Annotated in this window: 18 protein-coding genes; 10 read left to right on the forward strand and 8 right to left on the reverse strand. The window is 53.9% G+C overall.

What is annotated here, in order from left to right; all coding sequences use genetic code 11:
- Positions 1-85: 85 nt before the first annotated feature.
- Positions 86-6,343 (reverse strand): DUF4347 domain-containing protein, encoded by a 6,258-nt coding sequence (locus tag JI62_RS16595; RefSeq protein ID WP_088701195.1) that lies wholly within the window; start codon positions 6,341-6,343, stop codon positions 86-88.
- Positions 6,344-6,766: 423 nt separating this feature from the next.
- On the opposite strand from JI62_RS16595, the gene JI62_RS16600 reads away from it, so the two are divergent.
- Together JI62_RS16600 and JI62_RS16605 are read left to right on the forward strand one after the other, a co-directional pair.
- The gene (locus JI62_RS16600) at positions 6,767-7,309 is read left to right on the forward strand and encodes a phage tail protein (RefSeq protein ID WP_088701196.1); all 543 of its coding nucleotides are present in this window, start codon (positions 6,767-6,769) and stop codon (positions 7,307-7,309) included.
- Positions 7,310-7,364: 55 nt separating this feature from the next.
- Positions 7,365-7,685, forward strand: coding sequence for a hypothetical protein (locus JI62_RS16605; protein ID WP_088701197.1), 321 nt, complete (start codon positions 7,365-7,367; stop codon positions 7,683-7,685).
- 10 nt (positions 7,686-7,695) lie between these two features.
- Here the strand turns inward: JI62_RS16605 and JI62_RS16610 are convergent, their stop codons facing one another.
- The 3 genes from JI62_RS16610 to JI62_RS16620 form a co-directional block, all read right to left on the reverse strand.
- Positions 7,696-8,196: a GNAT family N-acetyltransferase gene (locus tag JI62_RS16610; protein ID WP_240513272.1), complete on the reverse strand. Its 501-nt coding sequence runs from the start codon at positions 8,194-8,196 to the stop codon at positions 7,696-7,698.
- An 87-nt stretch (positions 8,197-8,283) separates the two neighbouring features.
- Positions 8,284-8,856 (reverse strand): FlgO family outer membrane protein, encoded by a 573-nt coding sequence (locus JI62_RS16615; protein WP_240513273.1) that lies wholly within the window; start codon positions 8,854-8,856, stop codon positions 8,284-8,286.
- Between the two features lie 22 nt (positions 8,857-8,878).
- A complete protein-coding gene (locus JI62_RS16620) occupies positions 8,879-9,544 on the reverse strand; it encodes a hypothetical protein (RefSeq protein ID WP_430750725.1) in 666 nt (221 codons plus the stop codon).
- A 301-nt stretch (positions 9,545-9,845) separates the two neighbouring features.
- On the opposite strand from JI62_RS16620, the gene JI62_RS16625 reads away from it, so the two are divergent.
- The 3 genes from JI62_RS16625 (at position 9,846) to JI62_RS16635 (ending at position 13,527) form a co-directional block, all read left to right on the forward strand.
- Positions 9,846-10,850: an OmpA family protein gene (locus tag JI62_RS16625; RefSeq protein ID WP_088701199.1), complete on the forward strand. Its 1,005-nt coding sequence runs from the start codon at positions 9,846-9,848 to the stop codon at positions 10,848-10,850.
- Positions 10,851-11,310: 460 nt separating this feature from the next.
- The gene (locus JI62_RS16630) at positions 11,311-12,246 is read left to right on the forward strand and encodes an HAD-IIB family hydrolase (RefSeq protein WP_088701200.1); all 936 of its coding nucleotides are present in this window, start codon (positions 11,311-11,313) and stop codon (positions 12,244-12,246) included.
- A 60-nt stretch (positions 12,247-12,306) separates the two neighbouring features.
- Positions 12,307-13,527: a glycosyl transferase gene (locus JI62_RS16635; protein WP_088701201.1), complete on the forward strand. Its 1,221-nt coding sequence runs from the start codon at positions 12,307-12,309 to the stop codon at positions 13,525-13,527.
- Between the two features lie 86 nt (positions 13,528-13,613).
- On the opposite strand, the gene JI62_RS16640 is transcribed toward JI62_RS16635, so the two are convergent.
- Complete coding sequence (locus tag JI62_RS16640) at positions 13,614-15,227, reverse strand: methyl-accepting chemotaxis protein (RefSeq protein WP_088701202.1); 1,614 nt, start codon at positions 15,225-15,227, stop codon at positions 13,614-13,616.
- Positions 15,228-15,376: 149 nt separating this feature from the next.
- Complete coding sequence (gene htc2 / locus JI62_RS16645) at positions 15,377-16,993, reverse strand: methyl-accepting chemotaxis protein Htc2 (RefSeq protein WP_088701203.1); 1,617 nt, start codon at positions 16,991-16,993, stop codon at positions 15,377-15,379.
- Between the two features lie 198 nt (positions 16,994-17,191).
- On the opposite strand from htc2, the gene JI62_RS16650 reads away from it, so the two are divergent.
- Genes JI62_RS16650 through JI62_RS16660 form a run of 3 tightly spaced genes read left to right on the forward strand, consistent with a single transcriptional unit; the run spans position 17,192 to position 19,004 of the window.
- Positions 17,192-18,058 (forward strand): MBL fold metallo-hydrolase, encoded by an 867-nt coding sequence (locus JI62_RS16650; protein WP_088701204.1) that lies wholly within the window; start codon positions 17,192-17,194, stop codon positions 18,056-18,058.
- A 29-nt stretch (positions 18,059-18,087) separates the two neighbouring features.
- Positions 18,088-18,552 carry a YeeE/YedE family protein gene (locus JI62_RS16655; protein ID WP_088701205.1) on the forward strand — a complete coding sequence of 155 codons (465 nt, stop codon included), beginning with the start codon at positions 18,088-18,090 and terminating at the stop codon, positions 18,550-18,552.
- 11 nt (positions 18,553-18,563) lie between these two features.
- Entirely contained in the window at positions 18,564-19,004 is a 441-nt protein-coding gene (locus JI62_RS16660; RefSeq protein WP_088701363.1) for a DUF6691 family protein, read from the forward strand.
- 47 nt (positions 19,005-19,051) lie between these two features.
- On the opposite strand, the gene dsbG is transcribed toward JI62_RS16660, so the two are convergent.
- Together dsbG and JI62_RS16670 are read right to left on the reverse strand one after the other, a co-directional pair.
- On the reverse strand, positions 19,052-19,834 hold the full coding sequence (gene dsbG / locus JI62_RS16665) for a thiol:disulfide interchange protein DsbG (protein WP_088701206.1): 783 nt from the start codon (positions 19,832-19,834) through the stop codon (positions 19,052-19,054).
- 189 nt (positions 19,835-20,023) lie between these two features.
- A complete protein-coding gene (locus JI62_RS16670) occupies positions 20,024-21,814 on the reverse strand; it encodes a sugar phosphorylase (RefSeq protein ID WP_088701207.1) in 1,791 nt (596 codons plus the stop codon).
- A gap of 212 nt (positions 21,815-22,026) precedes the next feature.
- Here JI62_RS16670 and nrdR point away from each other — a divergent pair, with 212 nt between their 5' ends.
- Positions 22,027-22,506: a transcriptional regulator NrdR gene (gene nrdR, locus JI62_RS16675; protein ID WP_088701208.1), complete on the forward strand. Its 480-nt coding sequence runs from the start codon at positions 22,027-22,029 to the stop codon at positions 22,504-22,506.
- A complete protein-coding gene (gene ribD / locus JI62_RS16680) occupies positions 22,503-23,678 on the forward strand; it encodes a bifunctional diaminohydroxyphosphoribosylaminopyrimidine deaminase/5-amino-6-(5-phosphoribosylamino)uracil reductase RibD (RefSeq protein ID WP_088701209.1) in 1,176 nt (391 codons plus the stop codon). Before nrdR ends, ribD begins: the two co-directional genes overlap by 4 nt.
- The last annotated feature ends 18 nt before the right edge of the window (positions 23,679-23,696 follow it).

Consider the following 23,696-nt stretch of genomic DNA (forward strand, 5'->3'; position numbering starts at 1 on the left):
AACAAACTGTGGGTGCTGTTATTGAGCGATAGGAGGAAGTCGGCACCGCCAGTTGCTTGCGGTGCCGTTGGTTTAGCTCAAAGCCCTAGCCAAATAGATACGACTCAAGGTCGGTTTCTACGCCTACCAGGTTGGCCGCATCAAGGTAATTGTCCACCTCTGAACGGCTGAGTTGCTGGTGCTCGTCGGATTCAGTAAATGCCAGCACCATTTCAATCAGATTGGCATCACCGTTTTGCAACACCTCTTCCCAATACTGCTCACCTGCGGTGTCCGGTGAGCGATTTAGCACCCGCTCATAAAGCGTATCGATTAATGCCTCAAAATCTATCGGTTCGCCGGTGGTTAGCAAGTCTTCGTTTTCCAGCAGGCTCTCCGCTAACGCTTCTGGCGCTTGGCCACTCTCCAGCCATTCATTAAATGCTGCTTCATCGGGCGCTTCACCTACTAAGCCGCTATAGAGTCGCACCAATGTCTCGGCCAACGGCTCTTGATCTACCGATATGCCGGTATTAAACCCCAGCGAGCGCATTTCCATTTGTTCAAGATTCACACCCCAGGCCAGCAGTTTATTGCCGTTAACGAAAGGGGCGTTGGCGTTGATATACTCCTCTGACTGGACAAACCAACGGGCGACTTCGCTACGATCCCCATTGCTGTCCAGCAAGACCTCCAACCAGTAATCGCGGCCTCTTTCATCCGCCGCGCGGCCCAGCGCGGCTTGATACAGCGTCTCCACAAAGGTGGCATTATCGCTGCCCATGGATTGCAACGCGGCGACGGTCTCTTCCGCTAACATAAAGTCTTCAACAATGGTGTTGAAGCTGCCTCCAGTATTTTGTTGCGTTACCCAGTACTCCAAGCCTTCCCGCTCAGCAACACGATCAAGGATTCCGTTGTACAAACGGATGATGGGGGTCAGCACCGTATCCAACTCAGGGTAACGCACAAGGGTGCTGGTATTACGCAATTGTTCCAATAGCTCAGAGGGTAATTCCCATCCCTTTGCAGTGAATATATCAACAAAGTTAACGAGCTCGATTGGCTCAGGCTCCGGCTCAGGCTCTGGTTCTGGCTCCGGTTCAGGTTCAGGCTCCGGTTCTGGCTCCGGTTCTGGCTCCGGCTCTGGCTCCGGCTCCGGTTCAGGCTCCGGCTCAGGTTCAGGCTCCGGTTCAGGCTCCGGTTCAGGTTCAGGCTCAGGCTCAGGTTCGGGCTCAGGTTCGGGCTCAGGCTCAGGTTCTGGCACCGGTGCTGCTTCCACCGTAAAGGTCAAAGTACCGGGGACACTTTCCACACCATCCTCACCGCCATCAGCCAGGGTAAAGTCAAAGCTGGCATTGCCCGCACTGCTGCCCGCGGTAAATGTCACCAAGCCATTGTCGATGTCTTGTTGCGTAAACGTCTCGCCCACGGCTAAGGCGGTACCATCGAGCAATAACGTACCGGACGTTGGCAGGGTGTTCAGTGTATAAGTGAGCTCATCGCCAGCATCATCTGGATCGCCTTCATTCAGGTTGGCCGTCGTTAATGTGACGCTATGGCCGGCTTGTACGCTGGGGCCTGTGTTGGTGGCGATGGTCGGTGCATTGTTAACCCCTTCCACTGCCACCGTTAGAGAAGAAGAACTGACATTGCCCGCAGCATCTTGAACATCGATGGTCACGCTGGTGGTAAGTGTTTCGCCGTGGGCAAGGGCTTCAAACTCGCCATTGGGATCGAAGCTGGCCGTGCCATCGGCATTGACGATAAAGCGTCCACCGTTGCTACCCACCACCGCGTTGCCCAGTGCATCGGTGCGATTATTCACAGCGGTCACCGGGGCTGTATCGTCAGCGCCTGTGTCGTTATCGATTAGCTTATCACCTTCTCCGTTAACGCTGGTCAGTAGGGTCTCCCCTGCATCTTCGCGTACGGTGGCGGTCATGTCGTCATTGGCAGTGGGGGCGGTAGTATCCAGGGTTAGCGCAAGATCTGCAGATGCGCTGCTGGTATTGCCTGCGCTATCACTAACAATCGTATTGATTGTGTTAATGCCTTCGCTTAGATCGCCCTCCGCCAGAGTGAAGGCCCAGTCACCGCTGGTATTGGCAGTGGTGCTACCTACGCTAATGCCGTCGACACGTACCGTAAGGGTTGCTCCTGCCTCAACTCCCGCGCCGGTCAGGGTGGGTGTATTGTTATTGGTGATATTGTCACTATCGCTCACGCCGCTATCGGAATCTGCCGCTAACGTGGGTGCTGAAGCAGTCGTGGGAGAATTGGCATCAACCGAAAAATCCGTATTGTCGGCAAGATTTTGACCGCTGGGTAGTGTATCCAGGTTCGCCGAGATGCCGTTATCGTGGGAAACCAGTGTGGCGCCACCCGTCAAGTTTAGCGAGGTGACGTTAAGCCCATCGGTGTCCGTCTCACCCTCTAGCACCGTATAACGGCCACTAAACTGCGTTTGATTAGCGGCGTCGCTACTGGTGAGAAGTATCGTTGCCCCAGTGTTAAGCGTGGCTGCCAGTGCGCCGCCGTTGGCAACAAAGTCGACCGCTTTATCAAATACTACGGTGATATCAATGCTGCTGCCGACCGCAAAGGTGCCATCGGCGGTGGGGGAGGAGATCGTCTGAATAACCGGGCTGGTGGCGGTCACTACGCTGAAAAGATCGCTTTGCGTTACGGCTGTCAGCGTATTACCTGCGGCATCCTGAGCATCGCTGACGCGCACGTCCACGTGATTAATTACTTCATTGGCATCGGCAGTGTCAAAGGTGGCAATATAGGTCGTCGCATCCGCCCAACTGCCGACGTTAAAGGTAAGCGTATTCGTGGGGTCTTCTGTTGGGAAGGTGATGGTCGGGGCAACGCCCGTATTCATCGCTTCGTTGAAGCTCAGCGTAAGGGTAAAGCGCCCACTGCCGATCTGGTCGTCAGTGATGATCGTTAGCGAGGGTATGATAGCGCCATCCAGGCTCGGGCGAACAGTGTCTATGGCATCACTGCTCTGGCTGATAGCAGTGGTGTAAGCACTAGAGCTATTGCCTGCCGCATCGGACAGCACAAAGTCAACGGGAATATCGTCGCCTGGAGCGCGCGAGGTATCCCCCTCCTGTACCGTGTAAGTGGCGGTATAGCTGCCGCCGCCCTGATCGGTAAAATCGGTGACCGCTACCCCGTTCACCGTACCGGCGTCCAGCGACAAGCCAGCCTCGCCCGCGGTAATAACAACGGTCACAGTATCGCCGATTTTATGGCTGCTATTGGGTATAGAAACGCTCGTGATGACGGGGGCGACGGCATCAATGATGATGTTCTTGTTGGCGCTCAGCGAGTTGGCGGTACCCGGTGTGGGCAGGGTAAGTTCACTGTCGTTGCCTGCTGCATCGCGAATTGAGCCGCCATTGAAGATGATTCCGGCGTCGGTCAGTGCCAGGTCACTGGACTCGTCCCCCGCCTGAACGGTATAAGCAAACGTCAGCGTGTCGGTACCTGAGCCGGCCACATAATCTATGGTGCGATCCGCTGCCCCGGTTTCCAGCGTCAACTGCGGTGTACCGCTGACCGTCACGGCTTCACTGAAGGCTAAGGTGATGTTAACTGTGTCGCCCGCTTTATAAGTACCGTCGGCATTCGCTGAGGTGATGTTGGTCACACTCGGTTTCACTCGATCAACGCCGTGTGCCGAACCGCTGGTATAGGCGGCTGCTATATTCCCCGCAGCGTCCTGTACGTTCGTATTGCTGTTGAGGTCAAGGCGCAGAGTGCCGTCGCCAGTGAGTGTGTCTACGGTGACGGTGTAGCTACTACCGGTACCAGAGATGGCCGAGATAGTGCCCAACGCGTTGCCGCTGAGAGTGGTGAGGGTAAAATCATCGGTAGTGACACCGCTGACGTTTTCGCTAAAGGTGACGGTGTAATCTACTGAGGAAGCATTGGCCTCCGGCGAACCGCTGAGAGCAATGCTGGAAACGCTGGGCACTACGGCATCGATCACGATATCTTTATTGCTACTCAAAGAGTGAGCATCGCCCAGTGAGGGTAGGGTAACCACCGCATCGTTGCCTGCAGCGTCCCGTATAGTTCCGCCGTTAAGGACAATCTCAGGATCCTTTAGCGCTAAGTCAGTAGACTCATCACCCGCCTGAACGGTGTACGTAAACGTTAACGTGTTCGTGCCGGAGCCAGCGGTATAATTAACAACACGGTCAGTTGCGCCTGTTTCCAGCGTTAGTTGCGGCGTTCCGGTCACGGTGACGGCTTCGCTAAACTCCAGCGAAATATTGATGATGTCACCCACTTTATATGTCCCATCGGCCGTCGAGGAGGTCACGTTAGTGACGCCCGGTTTCACCAGGTCAACGCTGTGGACCGTGCCGCTGGTGTAGCCTGCCGGGGCATGGGTGGCCCCATCGTCGATATCGGTGCCATCGTTAAGATCCAGGCGTAAGCTGCCTTCACCACTAATACCCGTGACACTGATGGTATAGCTGTTACCGCTGCCAGCAACCGCACTAATAGTGCCAGATGCCGTACCGGTGGAGGTGAGGGTGAAATCGTCGGCAGAGACATTACTGACGCTTTCACTAAAGGTAACGGTGAAGTCCATCGAGGTGGCATTGGCAGTGGGCGAGCCGCTGGGCGCAATGCCAGTAACGCTAGGGGCTACGTTATCGACCACATTAATAGTAATATTTTCCGTTGAGGGGGTCGTACCATCGGTGGCTTGTACGCTGAGTGTATAGCTGCCGGTCACGCTGGCGTCGAGCTGGCTGGTATCGTTGAGGGTGATTTCGCCCGTTGAAGCATCGATAGAGAAGGCGTTGCCAGTGTTGCCGGATTCGATGGAGTAGCTCACTGAGTTGTCGTCGCCCGTGGTAGCGACAGTGCCCAGGGAAGTGCTGTTGGTATCGCTCTCGTTAACGCTAAAGGATTGGCCGGCTGTGATGGACGGGGCGATATCGTTAACCGAAATGGTGATGTTTTGCGTGGCGGTATTGCTGCTGCCTTCACCGTCATCGGCCTGCACCGTTAAGGTATAGCTAGTGGCAGTTTCATAATCGAGCGCTGATGCACCGGTGGCAGTTAGACGAATCTCGCCAGTACTATCATCGATACTAAATAATGTTTGGCCGGTTCCACCAATGATGGAATAAGTAACACTATCAGTGGCGCCTCCATCTCCATTGTTGGCATTCACATCGTGAATGACAAAAGAGACGTTGGCGAACGTTTCATCAATAGATAGATTCCCGGGAGCCGTATTTTCAAAAATAGGGCTACTGTTCGTGATAGCCGGTGATGCGACAAGATCGTCTATCTCAAGAATGACCTGCGAGTTAAAAGTAACCCGAACCTCATCAACGTTGTCATAGCCGGACTGAAAATCTATTCTTCCGAAAGAACCACCAGCAGTAGTAGCGTTGAAAGTATAATAGGCATCCCCAAATGTGTCGGAAGCCGTAAAGTCAAGTGATTCTGCAGAAGTTACTGCGGCTCCGTCACGGAAACCCTGGATAATGGCGACAGGATTAGTCGTTGCCTCGGTTATGCCAATTGCAACAGAGGCAAGATCAAATTCAGACCCGTCGCTCGAAGAAAAGCTAAATTCGCGAATAGTTGAATTAGCGTTATTTAGCAGTATTATTCGATCATTAGGATCGCCTGAGTTATTCAAGTTGTGGAGTGCTTCTGAGGCATTGGGGGTGGCTATTTGGTCAGCACCATCCATTGCGAACGTCCAAGCCCCAACGGTTATTGATGTAACAGGGTCTTCAATGAGAAGGCCAACACTATCAAAATTCTCATTAGATATTGCCAAGGTCGATTGAAAAAGCCCAGGAGGTGGCGACAATACATATGTCTCAATCAGGCCTTCTTGTTGCTCTAGTTCCCAGTCTCCGCCAAGGTTGCTGGCTCCGGTTAAGTCATCGGAAGCTGCTACGTCTGCTCCGGTTACCTTTGCTAGTGCCTCCACAAACTGCTGGCCCTTTTCGCCAGCACCAACATCACAGCCGTAAATAAGAATGTCGCCGTTTGGTCCCAATGCTTCGCCCCACTGTTCCAGGAAGCTGGCATAACTCGGCAGGGTTTCGCTATCCAGTGTGCTGCTGCCCAGCGCTATACGCCCTTCGCTGCCGTGGGAAATCAGATGGATAGCGTCAAGTTCGCTGCGCTGTGCTAACGCTTGGGCGATTTGTTCAATGCCGCTGGTGTTAGGGTCTAACAGTATGACCTCGGTATCCACGGGCACACTTTTAAGCAGCGTCTGATAATCGTCAACGTTTGGGTCGACGAAGATGATTTCGTTCCGGCCAGTTGGTTGGCTTGGGTGCGTTTGGCGGGTGGGGTTAACCATAAAGAGCACACTCTCTAGTTTGTGAAGAGCCCTAAGGTTCTGTTTATCTAAGCTTTTATTCTCTGCTTGTAGAGTTTTATTTAGCTTTTGTTCTCTGCTTGTAGAGTTTTATTTAGCTTTTGTTCTCTGCTTGTAGAGTTTTATTTAGCTTTTATTCTCTGCTTGCACAGTTTTCTTGATTTTTTATACCGAAAAAATAGTCTAGGTTCATTAAGGAGCTTGCTAGACAAGTACTAGGATTATGGTCCTTGGCCTAAGTATGTGCAAGATTTTACTACTAGGTTTAATGAGTTTATTGTTACTAGAGCGTGCAGCAGGATACTCTGCTCATGCGCCGCCGCTAATGGTGGAGTAGCCGCCATAAGCATTAAGTGATACCTGTATTAAAGGCATCTTAATTAAAACAGTAACAAGGAGTGCTTTATGGATCCATTTGTTGGGGAAATCAGAATGTTAGGCTTTGCATGGGCACCGGTGGACTGGGCACTGTGCAATGGTGCCCAGCTATCTATTGCACAATATACTGCCCTCTACTCTTTGCTTGGAGTTGTTTATGGCGGCAACGGTCAAACTACCTTTAACCTGCCAGATTTGCAGGGGCGAATGCCCAGGGGGCAAGGTCAGGGAGCGGGGATGCCAAATGTCACTATCGGTGAGCAGGATGGGGTGGAACATCGCACACTGACTATCAATGAAATGCCTCAACATACCCATGCCGCAGGGGCAATAACTACGCCGGATGGCGCCAATCAAGCCACCCCTGCCGCAGGGGATTACCTAGCCAGTGGAAAATCAGGTCTCAGCTCTGTGAATAATTACTTCCGTGGTACTCCCTCTGGCACGGTTGAATTAGGCAATGGCCAAACGGGCAGTAGCGGTGGGAATCAATCGTTTAGCGTCATGAACCCTTATTTGGCCCTGAACTTTAGTATTGCACTACAGGGTATCTATCCATCCCGCCCATAAAGCAACGAGTGGTGGCCGAGTGCATAAGAGCTCGGCCACCCACTGAGGAGTCATGATGTTAGGCACCATTACGGCGGCGGATTTTCAGCCGCTACAGGGAAAAGTGTGTGTGTTTGAGGCAACCCCAACGCTTTCTATGCAGTTAACGGTTGAGCAAGTCACAAGCCGTCCCGACTGCCTAGTGCCGGGCTCAGTCGAAGTGCGAGAACCCTTCTGTGTTCTACTTTCTGGACAACAAAATGAGACTAGTGTTACCAGCGCTACTGGAGTTTTGCGGTTAGGCGATGAGGCTACGCTGGAAGGCGTCTACATTAACCGTGTATTACCCCCAATGGGTGGCGTCCCACGGCCCTGGTATCAACTGGTTTTTAACTAATATTAGTTGGCTAGGGTGTTTGCGGATACCAGACCCAGCGTTCTACTGCCCCCATTAATCTTTCAAAGCGGAACCCTAGCTGCTGGTAAAGCTGTTTGGCATAAATATTCAATGGGTCTACGGAAAGGGAAACGGGGCTCATCACTTGAGCCCCTGCTGATTGGACTGCCCTAAGAACAACAGCGCCATAGCCCTTGTTTCGTGCCCTCTTGATCAGCGCGAGGTCGAGGATATGCACTTCGTTGGCACCGAAGTCTACGGTGACACGGCCGATCCGCTCGCCCTGTTTTTCGACGATATAATACAAAGCATTGGGGTAAGCGGTTCCATAACCAACCGCTTGCGCCTTTACCTGCATCTCAAGCAAGGCCTCAATGACATCTTGATCAGCCAACGCAAGTTGTAGATCTTGCCGAATATCACGATAAAGCGCTTCAAGAAAAAGGTGATCAGAATCTCTGGAGGGTCGAAGTTGCAACCCATCGTTTAAGTGCCCGCCAATACCTGCCATTCGTTTGCCATTGCCCAAGGATATAGATTGATTGAATCGCCCACCCCTACAAGTTAAGCGTGAGCTTGCCAAAAAAATTGTGAGTGCTCACCACCCCCCCTGACCCTCTAACAAGCTGCGGGTGTTGTTATTGAGCGGCAAGCGGAAATCGGCGCTGCCCAGTACCATCGCATCACCTGCCCGCACCACCCTAGCACTTACATAGACGTAGTCTTGGCCCTGTGCATAGGTGCCCATCAATATTGATCGGGCGTTGTGCTGAGCGGTTAAACGCTGAACTTGCCGTGAAAGAATCAGTTCGCCCACGCTCTCTTCGATGAACATGCTGTCACGCATTTTAACTTCGCGCACTTGCATGCCCTGACGGGATAGCGCTGATGCCATAATTTCTGAGCTCATGCGCCCCAGCGTGGAGGATTGGCTTAAATTATCGATGCTGACAAAGGTAGCGGCAATCATGGGACTATAGCGTGTGAGCTCAGGATTACTGGCAACCATCTGCTCAGCGGCTGCATGAACCAATTCCGAGAGATCGGGTTCCGGTTCGGCGGTTGTGTTGTTAGCATTGCCCAGCGCGCTGCAGCCAGCCAGTAACAGTAGCGTTATGCCCATGGCCATCCCACGGGTAGCATGGCTGATATTGTGAGTGCGCCAAGTCATTAAAAGTGTCATCAACATGAAGTTACCACGTATCAGTAAGGGGAACGGAGGGTGTGGTAGGTGCCTGAGGCACGCGGTGAGGGGCGTATTGACGACGATCACCGGCATTGATGTAGTAAATGTTGGATGAAGAGTAGAGAATTCGTTCGCCATCGATGATTTGTGTGGTCACGATGATCTCTTCGTCACCGGTGTGTGTCCAGCTACCGCTGGTGGTATCGGCAAGCATGCCTGCAGGGATTAACCCCAGAGCCGGTTCGGCCCACTGGTTATAGGGAATGGTGGCCACGGCGATACCCGCGGTGAGAGCGGTAAAAGCACCGACAGGGGGGCGGATAAAACCACGATCCCGGTGTTCGACGACTTCGACATCAAAGGTAATATTGGCACTGTTTGCAGTGGGGACTGTGGTGAGATTAGCGCCCCGTGAGACCAGCTCGCTGGTCAGCAACGCGCGAAAGCCGCGTCCAAATTCACCGCCGCTGTAGGCGTGCAGTGCTTCATTGTCGGGTTCGCTTATGTGTAAATCGCGATTGCGAACGCGCTCGCGTTGCAAAATGCTGGTAGCTTCATGGCGGGCCAGCACATCCCAGTGGTGAGCAGCCTGCATACGCTGCTGTTCGGTATAGGGATAGGTCGTGGCGATCGGCGCTTGAGAGGTGTTGGCATAAAAGCAGCCGCTGAGCATTAAGCTTGCCAGCCCCAAGCTTACAGGGCGAATGCAATTGAATAATGGAAATACTTTGGGACGAGTACGCACCTGCTGGTTCCTTTTTCGCTACAAAACGGCTTTTGATAGACTGTTCGCCATGCTTAGCTTGCCATGCCTAATTCGACGTACTTTGTTCGGCGTACTTAATTTTGACGTACCTAGCTCTATGTGACTAATTATAAGCACTTGATTGGGCATGACTAGCTGGATAAGCCTAGTTCGTCATATTTAGCTAGATCGGCCACGAGGTTAAAAACTTTAATGAGCGATAATATCCATGCTTGAAGATCATCGCGGCGGCCCGCGCCACGATTCGTTAATGTCGGCCTATCATGAAAGTGATAGTGGTAGTGGTTGGATGATCAGCTATCTCGATATCATGACCTTGTTGGTGGCTCTCTTTGTGGTCATTATCGCCGCTGCGGGGCCGATTATCCCTCAGTTGAACCAGGCGGAAAGTGTGAGTGAGGACGCTGTCACATTATCGCCTACTTTGGGAGTACCCTTGCCTGACTCTTTGGCTCAAGTAAATCATGCACGTGCGAGCATCCCTGGGTGGAGTGGGGCAGGGTTGAGTCCCATGGCCGTTAGTGCAGCACTCGGTGTGGCTGGCTTGCCAACATTGGCTGATCTTCCACGACGCGTCAGTGTTGGTGTTCCACCGCTTTTGGCAGCGCCAATGCCGCCCGCTGAGCCGGTTATTACTTTACCAAAACTATTGATGCCCGCGGGCAGCGATGATTTTACATCCCCCTTAGCTGACTACATGGTGGTGTTGACCGACCGCCCCCCGGTGAATGTAGAAGCAGTGAGCGATGAGTCAGTCTCGGGGGCACTTGCGCTAAATCAGGCGCTTTCAGAACGCGTAGAAGAGTCTGCCTATCTGCCCGATCTTGAAGGTGTTGAAGTCTCCCGGGTGGCCGAGGGGATCAGCCTCCGCGTGCAGGATCAACTGCTATTTCCTTCTGCCACGGCTGAGTTGACCGACAACGGCTCGTCACTAGTGGGCAGTTTGTTGGAAACTATTCAGCGCTACGATGGCGAAGTATGGGTTGAGGGGCATTCGGACAGCCAGACCATTAACACCGATGAGTTCTCATCTAACTGGGCGTTGTCGAGCGCCCGCGCCATTGCCATTGTGGAAGCGTTGGAAGCCGCGGGAGTCGATGCCGAGCGACTACGCGCGGTAGGACTGGCGGCCACAAAGCCATTGGAAAGCAACGCTACTGCTGAAGGGCGTGCGCGTAATCGTCGAGTTGAGGTGGTGATTCACGTCGAGTAGTGGGTGAATAACGGGAAACTAGCTAATGTTTGTTGGTAAGTATTTCAGTCGTGGGGGGCAAAAAAAACCCGCCAGGGAGGCGGGCATCAAAGGGCTTGGCTCACTGCAGCCCACTGGGATCAGGTGAGGGGTGTACAGGATCACCAGTGGGTACAATTTCAGTATAGCTATTTATAAGTCTTTGCCAAGACCTGCGACGTTTTTTTACAGCTTTATTTTTCCCTCGTGATTTTTTCTTGCACTTATTTGGTGCGTTGAAACTGCCTCTTTTTGGTGCTTGCGAGTGTTTCGATACATTTGTCCCGCAAAAAGTACTGTAACCCTCTGTTGAATCGACACTTCTCTGTTTTGGCTTATGAATTGCTATGCTTTCTATAGCAATTAATAGCTGGCCATAGCTATTTAGGTGTCCGAGACATGACGTCTTAACGAAGCGTTAAGGCCGAAGAGAGGTAGTGCTATGCCTGAATCCGCTCGTCTTTCCCCATCAACGCTTTCGGCAGCGTCACCCCCTTCAGTTGATCCCGCTCTACAGCCGCGGCTAGTAGTGACCGATTTAGATGGCTCTCTGCTAGATCATCACAGTTACGATTTCAGCCCCGCTGCTCCCTGGCTTGCCCGCTTAAAGCAGATGGGAGTGCCGGTGATTCCGGTCACCAGTAAAACCCGTGCCGAATTGATACCACTGCGCGAAGCTTTAGGCCTCACGGCAACCCCCTTTATTGCGGAAAACGGTGCGGTGATTGGGCTTCCGCCAGGCTGGTGCCATGCACGCTTAGACCGACCAGGAAGTGGTCGTGATGGCGTTGTTATCAAACATCCCGGTGTGGATATTGGTTTTATTCGTGCCCGACTGAAGGTGTGGCGCGAGCGTCTCAATGTTCGTTTTACCCGCATGGGTGACCTGAGTGTGCCAGAGGTGATGGAGCTTACCGGGCTTGACGCTGCTCGCGCCCGGAATGCACGGCAGCGTGAAGGCAGTGAGCCTTTGCTATGGCACGACAGTGACATGGCGCTGGAGGCGTTTCGCACCGCTCTGGAAGGGGATGGGCTACAGCTTACTCAAGGGGGACGCTTTTGGCATGTAATGGGACGCTCCGCCGATAAGGGCAGTGCCGTCGAGTGGTTGGTCAAGCGCTTTACGGCGTTAAGAGGTCGAACGCCTCTTTCACTAGGGTTAGGCGATGGGCCGAACGATATCACCATGCTCGAAGCAGTCGATCAAGCGGTCGTTATCCGTGGCTGCCACGAACTAGTCGTAGAACCCCGCAATACTTCACTCTATCGCACGGACGCAACAGGGCCGACCGGCTGGGCCGAGGGGGTGGCCTACTGGTGGGGGCGAGATGACCGCCGTTTAGCGACGGCGGAGAAGGGAGATGTCGTGATCCTTTGAGTACCGTTCTTTGAGTACAGTGATTTGAGTTCAGTCCTATGACACCAGGGAGGTAAGCACATGAGTGACTTTCATCAAAACGGTATTATTACGGACTTCCATAACCTTACCCGGCGCTCTGTGGAAGCGCTTGAACAAGAGCTGTGCCAGTTTGCTCGACGGCGTCCAATGGGGCTGATTTTGCCGTCGCTTTTTTCTGAGCTGGAAGGGCCGGCGCTGTCAGCAATCGTCGATGAGCTGGTTAAAGTCCCGTACCTCAATGAAATTGTCATTGGCCTGGATCGAGCCGATCGCGAGCAATTTTTATATGCTCGGGAATTTTTCTCACGCCTGCCGCAGCACACGCGCATCTTATGGAACGATGGCCCACGGCTGCGCGCCCTGGATGAGGAGCTGGAAGAGCACGGTTTAGGCGCGTTAGAGCCTGGTAAAGGGCGCAATGTGTGGTACTGCGCAGGCTATATGCTGTCGTCTGGGCGCTCGACGGTGGTAGGGCTTCACGACTGTGATATTTTGACCTATGAGCGGGGGCTGCTGGCGCGCTTGATGTATCCGGTGGCCCACCCCAATTTTAACTACAGTTTCTGCAAAGGCTATTACCCGCGCATTGCCGAGGGTAAGCTGAACGGTCGCGTCTCTCGGCTGTTGGTGACGCCGCTACTGCGGGCGCTTAAAACGGTCTGCGGGCCGATGCCCTACCTCGATTATCTGGATAGCTTTCGTTATCCACTCTCGGGGGAGTTTGCGATGCGCAGCGAAGTGCTTGAGGGTATTCGTATGCCGGCAGACTGGGGCCTGGAAATAGGTGTGTTATCAGAGTTACAGCGTAACTACTCACTGCGCCAGCTGTGTCAGGTAGATATTGCCGATGCCTATGACCACAAGCATCAACCGGTTAGCGAAGATGACCCAGACAGTGGTTTGAACCGCATGAGCCTGGATATTTCAAAAGCCCTCTATCGCAAACTAGCGACCCAGGGGGTGACGTTTAGCAGCGAAGACTTCCGCACGCTCAAAGCTACCTACTACCGCTTCGCGCTGGATTTGATAGAAGCCTATGACCACGATGCGACGATGAATGGCCTAAGCCTTGACCGTCACAGTGAAGAGCAAGCCGTGGAGCTGTTTGCCAGTAACCTGCTCGAAGCAGGCAATCTGTTTATCGATAACCCTCGAGAGCGGCCTTTTATCCCTAGCTGGAACCGCGTGCAGGCTGCGGTGCCGGATCTGCTCACCCGTATGCACGAGGCGGTCGAACTGGATAATCGGGGTAAGGTTTAACATTTTATTCATTAAAAAGGCCAACTGCCCTGGGGTAGCTGGCCTTTTCTTAGCCCTTGATGTTTAACGCTTGGCTTTTACTCGTGCTAAAAATCACTGTGCTGGTGAGCAACCCGCTGGGCAGGTGAGGAGGCGGGCAATGCCTGCGTATGCTCCATGCTTTGGTTAATGCGGAAGTGGGCAACCAGCTGGCGCAGTTGGGCGCTGAGCTGTGCGAGCGTTTGAGTGGCGTGGTTACTTTCTTGCACCAAGCTGGCATTTTGCTGGGTCATTTGATCCATTTGCGTGACCGCCTGGTTGACCTGCTCAATGCCGCTGCTCTGCTCAATGGTGGCCGCTGAGATTTCCTGAACCAGTGTGCTGAGCTGTTTAATGTCATCGACCATGCCATTGATCACATCGCCGGTATCACGCACTTGACGGCTGCCTTCCATCACTTTGCTATCCGACGCTTCGATCAAGGTTTTGATCTCTTGGGCGGCGGCAGCCGAACGGCTGGCTAGTTGGCGAACTTCATTGGCGACAACGGCGAAGCCACGCCCCTGCTCGCCGGCTCGTGCAGCTTCCACCGAGGCGTTAAGGGCCAAAATATTGGTTTGGAAAGCGATCCCGTCAATGGTGTTAACGATGCTGCTCATTTGAGTGGCGCTTTCGTTAATCGTCGCCATGGTGGAAATAACTGTGGACATAGAGTCACTGCCGCGCTGGGCGCTGTCAGCGGTGCGCGTGGCAAGTGTTCGCGCGTGATCCGCATGTTCGGCATTTTGCTTAACCGTGGCGGTAAGCTGCTCCATACTGGAGGCCGTTTCGGCCAATGAGGCGGCCTGCTCTTCGGTGCGTGTGGAAAGCTCTTCGTTAACTCCCACAATCTGATCAACACCTCTGTTAACCTGATCCGCCCCGTGATGAATATCGCCAATGGTATTGGCCAGGGTTTCACGCATACGGTTGATATCGAATAGTAAGCTCTGCTGATCCTTCGGTGAAAGCTGAGTAACTTGGGTCAAGTCTCCGTCAGCAATATGGTGCACTACGCTGGCGGCATAGCGTGGGTCGCCCCCTAGCCTGCGAGCAACATCGCGAATGACCCAGCCCATTAGCAGCGTTACCGGAAGGCCTATAATCAGCAGTACCATTATCGAGTAAATTAAACGAGTAATAAAAGCTTCGTTTATATCATCTACATAAACACCCGTGGCCAGCGACCACTGCCATTCGGGGATGTATGCCACATAGCTAATTTTGGGAAACTGCTTATCGCCATCAATGCGGCGGGAGTAGTAAACGACGTGCCCACCACCGGACTTGGCTGCCTTTAAAAAGTCGGCATACAGATCCATACCGCTGGCATCTTGGTAGTCGCTCATATCTTCACCCCGGGGGCGGTTGGGGTGAGAAACAATTTTTAGTTCGTCGTCGAACGAAAATATATATTCACCGTCGCCAAAGCCAGCGCTGGCCATATTATCGATCGCGCGCTGCTGGGCTTCTTCCAGACTGAGCTCTCCAGCGACTACCCGCGCTTGTAGCGCTTCAATTTGGCTCTGTACGCTTTCCACCACGTATTGAATACTGTCTCGGCGTTCACTCTCAATCGTCTGGCGATTCTCCCAGGCCAGCCAGCCTACCAGCAGCAGCATTGCAACCCAGATAATACCCAGCGTTCCCCAGAGTTTTTGTGTCGTCGTTAAGCGTGTCATTTTTTTCCTAGCCGATTTAGTTAAGCAACGCTGTCTCCTATCGGCTTAAGGCACCAATACCTTAGCAAAATTTAAAGTAAATGCCGCCGCGGCAAAATCGCTTGCCGCGGCGGCATACTTTTAGATTGCTTCACTCGTGATGGTAAGCGCTAAAAATCGCTGTGCTGGTGGGCTGTCCGCGGGGCAGGAGAGGAGGCGGGTAACGCCTGCGTATGCTCCATGTTTTGTTGGTTAATGCGGAAGTGGGCAACCAGTTGGCGCAGTTGGGCGCTGAGCTGTGCAAGCGTCTGGGTGGCGTGATTGCTCTCTTGTACCAGGCTGGCATTTTGCTGGGTCATTTGATCCATTTGGGTTACCGCCTGATTGACCTGCTCAATGCCACTGCTCTGCTCAATGGTGGCCGCAGAAATTTCCTGAACCAGGGTACTGAGCTGTTTGATGTCATCGACCATGCCATTGATCACATCCCCGGTGTCACGCACTTGACGGCTACCTTCCACCACTTTGCTATCCGACGCTTCGATCAAGGTTTTGATCTCTTGGGCGGCAGCGGCCGAACGGCTGGCCAGTTGGCGAACCTCATTGGCGACAACGGCAAACCCACGCCCTTGATCGCCGGCTCTTGCGGCTTCCACAGAAGCATTAAGGGCCAAAATGTTGGTTTGAAAGGCAATACCGTCAATGGTGTTAACGATACTGCTCATCTGGGTGGCGCTTTCGTTGATCGTGGCCATGGTCGTGATCACTGTCGACATGGAGTCACTGCCGCGCTGGGCGCTGTCCGCCGCTCGGGTAGCAAGCGTACGTGCGTGATCTGCGTGTTCGGCATTTTGCTTAACCGTCGCGGTGAGCTGCTCCATGCTTGAAGCGGTTTCGGCCAATGAAGCAGCCTGCTCCTCTGTGCGGGTGGAAAGCTCTTCGTTAACGCCTACAATCTGCTCTACGCCACTATTGACCTGGCTCGCGCCGAGGTGGATGTCGCCAATCGTTTCAGCGAGTGCTTCACGCATACGATTGATATTAAACAGCAAGCTTTGTTGATCCTTGGGTGAAAGCTGAGTGACTTGGGTCAGGTCGCCATCAGCAATATGCCGCACTACATTGGCGGCGTAGCGTGGGTCACCGCCTAAACGGCGAGCAACATCACGAATAACCCAGCCCATTAGCAGCGTTACCGGAAGGCCAATGATCAGCAGTATCCCAATTGAGCGAATCAAGCCAGCAATAAAGGCGGCGTTAATATCATCCACATAAACGCCTGTCGCCAGTGACCACTCCCATTCGGGAAGATGCGCGACATAGCTGGTTTTTGGCAGTTGCTCGTCGCCACCCGCACGCGTTGAGTAGTAGTTAACGTGACCACCCCCCGCTTGGGCAACACGCAGCAACTCGGGGTACAGCGCCATACCGCTGGCGTCTTCATAATTGGTCATGTCAGTGCCGGGGTCACGGCTTGGATGCGAGATGATCAGTAAGTCGTTGTTAAAAGAGAAGATATACTCCCCCGCTCCAAAGCTAACGGTGGACATATTGTCAATAGCGCGCTGTTGCGCTTCTTCCAGGCTTAGCTCACCGGCGTCGACCCTTTCTTGCAGAGCTTCAATTTGGCTTTGCACGCTTTCTACCACGTACTGAATGCTGTCGCGGCGTTCGCTCTCGATCGTTTGGCGGTTCTCCCAGGCAAGCCAGCCAACCAACAGCAGCATGGCAATCCAGATGATGCCTAGTGTTCCCCAGAGTTTTTGTGTCGTTGTTAAGTGAGTCATGTTCGTCCTAGTTTTTGTATTTGAGCAACTGTTTAACTATCGGCCCAAATGGAGCAAACCTTAGCAAAGATAGTTGTGAGCACTCTTTTGGGGTAATAGTGTCTTTATATTCTAAAAAAAATCTAAATATAGAACTTAAAATGCACTACGCTGTCTCCATAGTATGAGAATTGCATTTCCACCCCATGGGAGGCAGCGATGCAACGCCCAATCGTTACGCACTTTTTTGATGAGCCCACGAATACCTTTAGCTATGTCGTTCAGGATCCCGACAGCCGTGCCTGCGCGATTATAGATTCGGTGCTCGACTTTGATTACGCCGCTGGTCGAACCGACGTGCGATCCGCTGACAACATCATCGCCTTTATTCGTAAACACGACCTTGACGTTACCTGGATTTTGGAAACCCATGTGCATGCCGACCACCTTTCGGCAGCGCCCTACCTGCATGAGCAGCTAGGCGGAAAAACCGGCATTGGCGCCAATATAGTGGCAGTGCAGGAGATATTTGGTAAGGCGTTTAATGCGGGCAGCGAGTTTGCCCGGGATGGCAGTCAATTTGATGCCCTGTTTGATGAAGGGGATACATTCACCGTGGGCCAATTACAGGGGTATGTGCTGCATACTCCAGGGCACACGCCGGCCTGTTTAACCTACGTAGTCGGCGATGCTGCCTTTGTAGGCGATACGCTGTTTATGCCGGATTATGGCACCGCGCGGTGCGACTTTCCTGGCGGTGATGCGCGTACCCTTTATCGCTCTATTCAAAAAGTGCTGGCGCTTCCCGAGCAGACGCGGCTGTTCCTTTGCCACGACTACAAAGCCCCTGGCCGTGAGATTTTCCAGCATGAAACCAGCGTGGCTGAGCAGATAAACGGTAATGTTCACGTACATAAAGGTGTCAGCGAAGACGAGTTTGTAAAAATGCGCACTGAGCGCGATGCCACCTTGGGTATGCCACGGCTCATCATTCCATCGGTGCAGGTCAATATGCGTGCTGGGGAGATGCCTCCGGCGGAAGAGAATGGCACCGTCTATCTCAAAGTGCCGCTCAATTTTTTCTAACGGTTTAAGTGCTATTTAAGGAGTCACCAGTGGATTGGATAGCAGGGTTACAAGGGCTGGTTGGAGGGGTATTGATCGGGCTTTCTGCTACCTGGCTGATGGCAATGCTGGGGCGTATCGCGGGTATCAGCGGTATCGTGGGCAACTTGATAGCCCAGCGTCCCAGGGGTGATAGCGCTTGGCGAGTGGCTTTTCTGTTAGGGCTGATTAGCGGCCCGCTTCTGCTTATGGCGCTAGGTGGTGGTTTAGGTAACGTTGCCGGAAGCCCTGGTGAGGTGATTGGCGCACCAGTGGGAAGCGTAGGGTTAATGCTAGTGGCTGGGCTGTTAGTGGGCGTAGGCACAGGTCTGGGCAGTGGCTGTACAAGTGGACATGGTGTATGCGGGCTGGCGCGCTTGGCGCCACGCTCCATGGCGGCCACCGGTATGTTTTTACTGACGGCGCTAGTGACCGTTTATATCTCCCGTCACCTGCTAGGTTTAGGCAGCCCATAATGAATAGCTTAATGAATAGTTCAATCAATGAATCGGATAAGCGTCGTTGGCTGAAAACAGCGGCGGGCTATGCGGCGGGGCTGCTTTTCGGCCTTGGTTTGGCTATTTCAGGCATGACTGATCCCGCACGAGTAGTGGGATTTCTAGACGTGGCGGGTGCCTGGGATCCAACGCTGATGTTCGTATTGGGCGGAGCCGTTCTTACCACCTTTATCGGCTATCGGCTGGTATTTAAGCGTCCGGCCCCCTTGTTGGGTGGCGTCTTTCAGTTGCCTACCAAACGTGAGTTAGACGCGAAATTGTTAGGAGGCGCTGCACTGTTCGGCATCGGCTGGGGGCTTTCCGGCTACTGCCCAGGGCCAGCGATTGCCTCCATCAGCGCTCTTTCCTTACCACTATTGGCCATGCTGGTGACAATGGTGTTGGGGTGGTTCGCCGCTAAGCGGCTTTAAAGCTGAGAGGTCTTGTAGGAGGCCACTTAGCGGCCTCCTTGAATATATTAGGGCGCGTCGCTGCCCATCATCTCAATGAGTCGCTTATCACTGGGCATCCCCTGAATACGGTCAAGGCGCATGTGTCCGTTTTCTGTTTCGCGCTGAAAAACCGAGGTGGGCGTGGCATACAGCCCTAGCTCTTCGAACAGCTGGTTATTGGCATACACCTGCTCTTCAATTTCCCTTGGTTGGGCGCTGGCTTCGATTTCCTCCTGGCCGCTTTCATGGGCATGTAGTGTCGCTGCCGGTTCATCGGCTCCGAGTAGGGCGGCTGCTTTTCCAGGGCTGTCGGGCGCTAAGATACCTACCATGATATGACGTAGCTGCACTTCACCAGCCTCCACCCAGGGGCGAACGTCTTGCCACATTTGACGGCAGTAGGGGCAGTTGGCATCTGTAAAGGTGTAAATCACCCGGGGAGCATCAACGTTGCCATCTTGAATCCAGTGGCTTTCGCTTAATAGCTGCCAGGTTTGTGCCTCTAGCGGTGCCCGTACATGCTCATCCAACTGCGCTTCGGTAAGGTCATTACCCTCGCTATCCATCAGTGTACCCACGACGGCGTGCTCGCCATCTGGTGTCAGGTAAATCGCCATGTCCTGGCCCTGCACGCTGGCGCCGTAGCCGCGCAACCCGCCGGGGGCATCGAATTGGCCATGAATCTCCAAGCCTTGATCGGCCAGTGCCTGGATAGGGGCGGGGAGCTCGTCGGCAACGCTCGCAGAGGTGCCCACCAATCCTGCCATCAGGAGAAAACCGCTTATGACAGGGTGACGTTTTAAGTGCATTGCAGCGCCTTGTTTGAATAAGAGTGAGAGGCTAGAGATTTAATAACCGACATCTTAACACTGGCAAGCCCTAGAATAATGCTGTGCTGGTATTGTCACAGCACGACATTATTTAGGGATTAGGTGTTTTATACCTGGGGCGATATGTCGCAATTGGCGGTTTTTGAAGCTTTAGGCTTCTCGACGGTATTAACGATCAGCCACTAACCAGCGTACCGCGTAAGGTGGCAGCGAGCCTTCGGCGCTCCAGGGGTTACCAGGGTCAAGCGCTTGCCATGCGTGATTCTCAAGTGCCTGGGTGACTGCATCGCCTACGTTCTCTAAAGGGAGCGGCAGATCGGTGACGTTATACAGCGCCAATAAACGGCGGCCATCGTGCAGTGGGCCGCGCTCTACCGCCAGCAGTTCCGGTGCCGAGACCAATACTCGTTGGGCGGCATTGGGGTGGAAGCATGGCTCCTGGCGGCGCTGATCTAACAGCCGGTTTAACGCATGGAAAACATCGTGAGTGGGCGTTGAAGGGCTATCGAGTAGGAGATCAAGCTCGCTACGCTGCCAGCGCCGACGGTTGATCGAGCGCAGGCGGCCGCTGCGCTCAACCCCTTCAACGTCATTGAGTGTGCCTGTCAGGGTATGAATATACAGCGCGGGTATACCTTGCAAACTCAGCATAATCGCTTGGCTGCATAGAAAACGCGCAATCTGCCACGGGTCAGGCCCGCGGCGGGTGCCGCGCATGGCCTCGAACCAGGTAATATTAATCTCGTAAGGCGTGTCGCTGCCATCCGGGTTACTGCGCATGCTGACAAAACCGCCAAACTTGTGCATCAGTTCCAACAGCGCATCCCGCTCGTGGTCAGGCAGTAGGCCTTCCAGGGGGCGTACGCCAATGCCGTCATGACTGGCGGTAAAATTGAGATAGGTGCAGTGGTCGGGCAGAACGGGAAGGCTGGAAAGCCAGCTCTGCAAGGTACTGGCTTCCCCCCGGGTGAGGGTGTGTAGTAGCAGAGGGGGCAGGGCGAACTGATACACCATGTGAGCTTCGTCTGGCGCCCCCTCGGGTAGCCGGTTTAAACCAAAGTAGCTGATGTTTTCCTGGTGGGGCACATTGGTTTCGGTAATCAACAGCGTGCCTGGGGCCACGTGATCCACAATGGCACGCAGTAGCCGCACCACCGTATGGGTTTCTGGCAGGTGAATACAGGCGGTGCCCAGTTTCTTCCATAGAAAGGCCACCGCATCCAGGCGCACAATCCGCGTCCCTTGCTCCAGGTAGAACAGTAAAATACCCACGAACTCCAGCAGCACATCCGGATTTTCAAAGTTCAGGTCAAGCTGGTCTTCGGAGAACGTTGCCCACAGATAGCGGGTACCGCGACGGGTGGATATGGGGACTAACAAGGGACTGCTGCGCGGACGCACCACTTGAGAGACATCGGTATCAGGATCGACTTCGATAAAGTAGTCGCGGCCAGGCAGGCTGCCGCTCAGGTAATCCACAAACCAAAGGGACTCCCGTGAAACGTGGTTGAGCACCAGGTCGGCCATTAAGTCGTAATGACTGGCCAGTTCACGGATATGCGACCAGTCACCAAGGTCGGGGTTAACTTCCCGGTAGTGGATGACCGAGAAACCGTCGTCGCTGCTCCAGGGAAAGAAAGGCAGTACGTGAACGCCGCTGATACGATCACCTAACCGCTTTTGAAGAAAATCGCTAAGTACGGCCAGCGGCGGCACACTATCTTCGATAATGGAGTCACCATAGCTGATCACCCACTGATCTTTTTCGCTCCAAGAAGGTGCGTTTTTAGAGCTGGCTTCGACGGGGTTGGGTGAAAACGGGGCAAGCGACTTAAAATGCTCTAGACGCTGGTTTAAGCGGCGCTGTACTTCCCCCGCCCGGGGCCCGTAAAGGTGGCTGAGGTAGTCATGAACGGTATTTGAAAATGTGTCGTGAACGATCTGCTCAAAGGGGGGCATGGAGTGACTCCTGATAAACAATCTGCCACAAACGCTGCAGCTTGTGTGCCAAATCGTTACAATACGAAGTTGATACCGCGTTTAAACGCTAAGATACATTAGCTTATGGCAGTGGATACTGCTAAAACGCTATTAATAGCACACACATTGACAGGTTATAACACGCTAACTCGTGCAGCACGCTGACACGAGCTGACAACAGGTTGACCGCTATGCATTGCCCTTTTTGTGGTGCAAACGATACTCGAGTGACCGATTCGCGGTTGGTCGCTGATGGTGACCAGGTACGCCGTCGCCGCCAGTGTGCGAGCTGTCAAGAGCGCTTTACCACCTATGAAACCGCTGAATTGGTCATGCCGCGGGTGGTGAAGTCCGACGGCTCCCGCGAAAGCTTTAATGAAGCCAAATTGCGGGCAGGTATGCTGCGCGCGCTGGAAAAGCGCCCGGTCAGCGCTGAAGCCATTGAGGCAGCGGTCGAGCGCATTCGTCAAACCCTGCGTGCCCGGGGTGATCGTGAGATCAACGCCCGCGATATTGGTGAGTCGGTCATGCAAGCGCTTAAAACCCTCGATCACGTCGCCTATATTCGCTTTGCCTCGGTATATCGCAAGTTTCAGGATCTGGATGAGTTTCGTGCTGAGATTGATCGGCTTTCCCAAGAGCCCTCAAACAAAAGCGTGCAGCCAAAATGAGCACCGATTTTAGCCAGGCTGACCACCGCTACATGGCCCGGGCGCTGCAGCTGGCGCAAAAAGGCTTATACACCACGGATCCCAACCCGCGGGTAGGCTGCGTCATTGTGCGCGATGAGGAGATAGTCGGCGAAGGCTTTCACCTGCGTGCCGGTGAACCTCATGCTGAGATCCACGCTTTAAACGCCGCAGGAGCACGCGCCCAGGGGGCCACCGCCTATGTCACCCTGGAGCCCTGCTCCCACACTGGGCGCACCGGCCCCTGCGCCGTAGCGCTTCGCGAAGCCAGGGTCTCGCGGGTCGTCGTGGCGATGATAGATCCTAACCCCGAGGTTAGCGGCCGCGGCATTCGAATACTCGAACAGGCCGGTATCGACGTCGCGGTGGGGTTGCTGGAAAGCGAAGCGCGCACGTTGAACCCCGGCTTTATTCAGCGCATGGCCCTAAAGCGCCCCTTTGTGCGCCTGAAAATGGCGATGAGTTTGGATGGTCGCACTGCCATGGGTTCGGGGGAGTCCCAGTGGATCACCGGGCCTGAAGCGCGCACCCAAGTGCAGCGGTTACGGGCACGTTCCAGCGCAATATTAAGTGGCGTAGAGTCGCTGATCATGGACGACTCTCGGCTGACGCTACGGGCAGAGCAGCTACAGCTCAATAACGCTGACGACGTGATTCGCCGCCAGCCTTTGCGGGTGATTTTAGATACGCATTTGCGCTTACCCCTAGCGGCGGCTTGTTTACGCGAGCCGGGACGTACGCTAGTACTCACCACACCAGACCACGTGGAAGAGAAGCGCCATCGGCTAACCCAGGCGGGTGCCGAAGTGCTGGTACTACCGGCCGGTAGTGATGGGCGGATTGATCTGGTGGCAATGCTCCAGTGGTTAGCCGAAAATGAGCAGGTTAACGAACTGTTAGTGGAAACCGGCGCGACCCTAGCGGGCGCTATGCTCGATGCGGGACTGATTGATGAACTGCAGCTATTTGTCGCCCCCACGCTGTTAGGCGGCGAAGCCCGGCCGCTTTTTGCGCTGCCAGGCCTCTCACGTATGGCGGATCAACGGCGGTTAACCATTCACGATATGCGAGCGGTGGGGCGTGATTGGCGTATTATTGCTTCCCCTCAGCCGATGAGTGCATCTGGCGCATTCAGCGAGAGCAAGGTACCCTGACGCGCAAAATCGTGACTA

Source organism: Halomonas campaniensis (assembly GCF_002211105.1).
GTDB lineage: Bacteria > Pseudomonadota > Gammaproteobacteria > Pseudomonadales > Halomonadaceae > Vreelandella > Vreelandella campaniensis_A.

What these genes read in the sequence shown, in the direction of transcription:
- JI62_RS16595 (WP_088701195.1), bottom strand. Translation starts at nt 6,343, where the DNA reads ATGGTTAACCCCACCCGCCAAACGCACCCAAGCCAACCAACTGGCCGG.
- JI62_RS16600 (WP_088701196.1), top strand. Translation starts at nt 6,767, where the DNA reads ATGGATCCATTTGTTGGGGAAATCAGAATGTTAGGCTTTGCATGGGCA.
- JI62_RS16605 (WP_088701197.1), top strand. Translation starts at nt 7,365, where the DNA reads ATGTTAGGCACCATTACGGCGGCGGATTTTCAGCCGCTACAGGGAAAA.
- JI62_RS16610 (WP_240513272.1), bottom strand. Translation starts at nt 8,196, where the DNA reads ATGGCAGGTATTGGCGGGCACTTAAACGATGGGTTGCAACTTCGACCC.
- JI62_RS16615 (WP_240513273.1), bottom strand. Translation starts at nt 8,856, where the DNA reads ATGACTTGGCGCACTCACAATATCAGCCATGCTACCCGTGGGATGGCC.
- JI62_RS16620 (WP_430750725.1), bottom strand. Translation starts at nt 9,544, where the DNA reads ATGCTCAGCGGCTGCTTTTATGCCAACACCTCTCAAGCGCCGATCGCC.
- JI62_RS16625 (WP_088701199.1), top strand. Translation starts at nt 9,846, where the DNA reads ATGCTTGAAGATCATCGCGGCGGCCCGCGCCACGATTCGTTAATGTCG.
- JI62_RS16630 (WP_088701200.1), top strand. Translation starts at nt 11,311, where the DNA reads ATGCCTGAATCCGCTCGTCTTTCCCCATCAACGCTTTCGGCAGCGTCA.
- JI62_RS16635 (WP_088701201.1), top strand. Translation starts at nt 12,307, where the DNA reads ATGAGTGACTTTCATCAAAACGGTATTATTACGGACTTCCATAACCTT.
- JI62_RS16640 (WP_088701202.1), bottom strand. Translation starts at nt 15,227, where the DNA reads ATGACACGCTTAACGACGACACAAAAACTCTGGGGAACGCTGGGTATT.
- htc2 (WP_088701203.1), bottom strand. Translation starts at nt 16,993, where the DNA reads ATGACTCACTTAACAACGACACAAAAACTCTGGGGAACACTAGGCATC.
- JI62_RS16650 (WP_088701204.1), top strand. Translation starts at nt 17,192, where the DNA reads ATGCAACGCCCAATCGTTACGCACTTTTTTGATGAGCCCACGAATACC.
- JI62_RS16660 (WP_088701363.1), top strand. Translation starts at nt 18,564, where the DNA reads ATGAATAGTTCAATCAATGAATCGGATAAGCGTCGTTGGCTGAAAACA.
- dsbG (WP_088701206.1), bottom strand. Translation starts at nt 19,834, where the DNA reads ATGCACTTAAAACGTCACCCTGTCATAAGCGGTTTTCTCCTGATGGCA.
- JI62_RS16670 (WP_088701207.1), bottom strand. Translation starts at nt 21,814, where the DNA reads ATGCCCCCCTTTGAGCAGATCGTTCACGACACATTTTCAAATACCGTT.
- nrdR (WP_088701208.1), top strand. Translation starts at nt 22,027, where the DNA reads ATGCATTGCCCTTTTTGTGGTGCAAACGATACTCGAGTGACCGATTCG.
- ribD (WP_088701209.1), top strand. Translation starts at nt 22,503, where the DNA reads ATGAGCACCGATTTTAGCCAGGCTGACCACCGCTACATGGCCCGGGCG.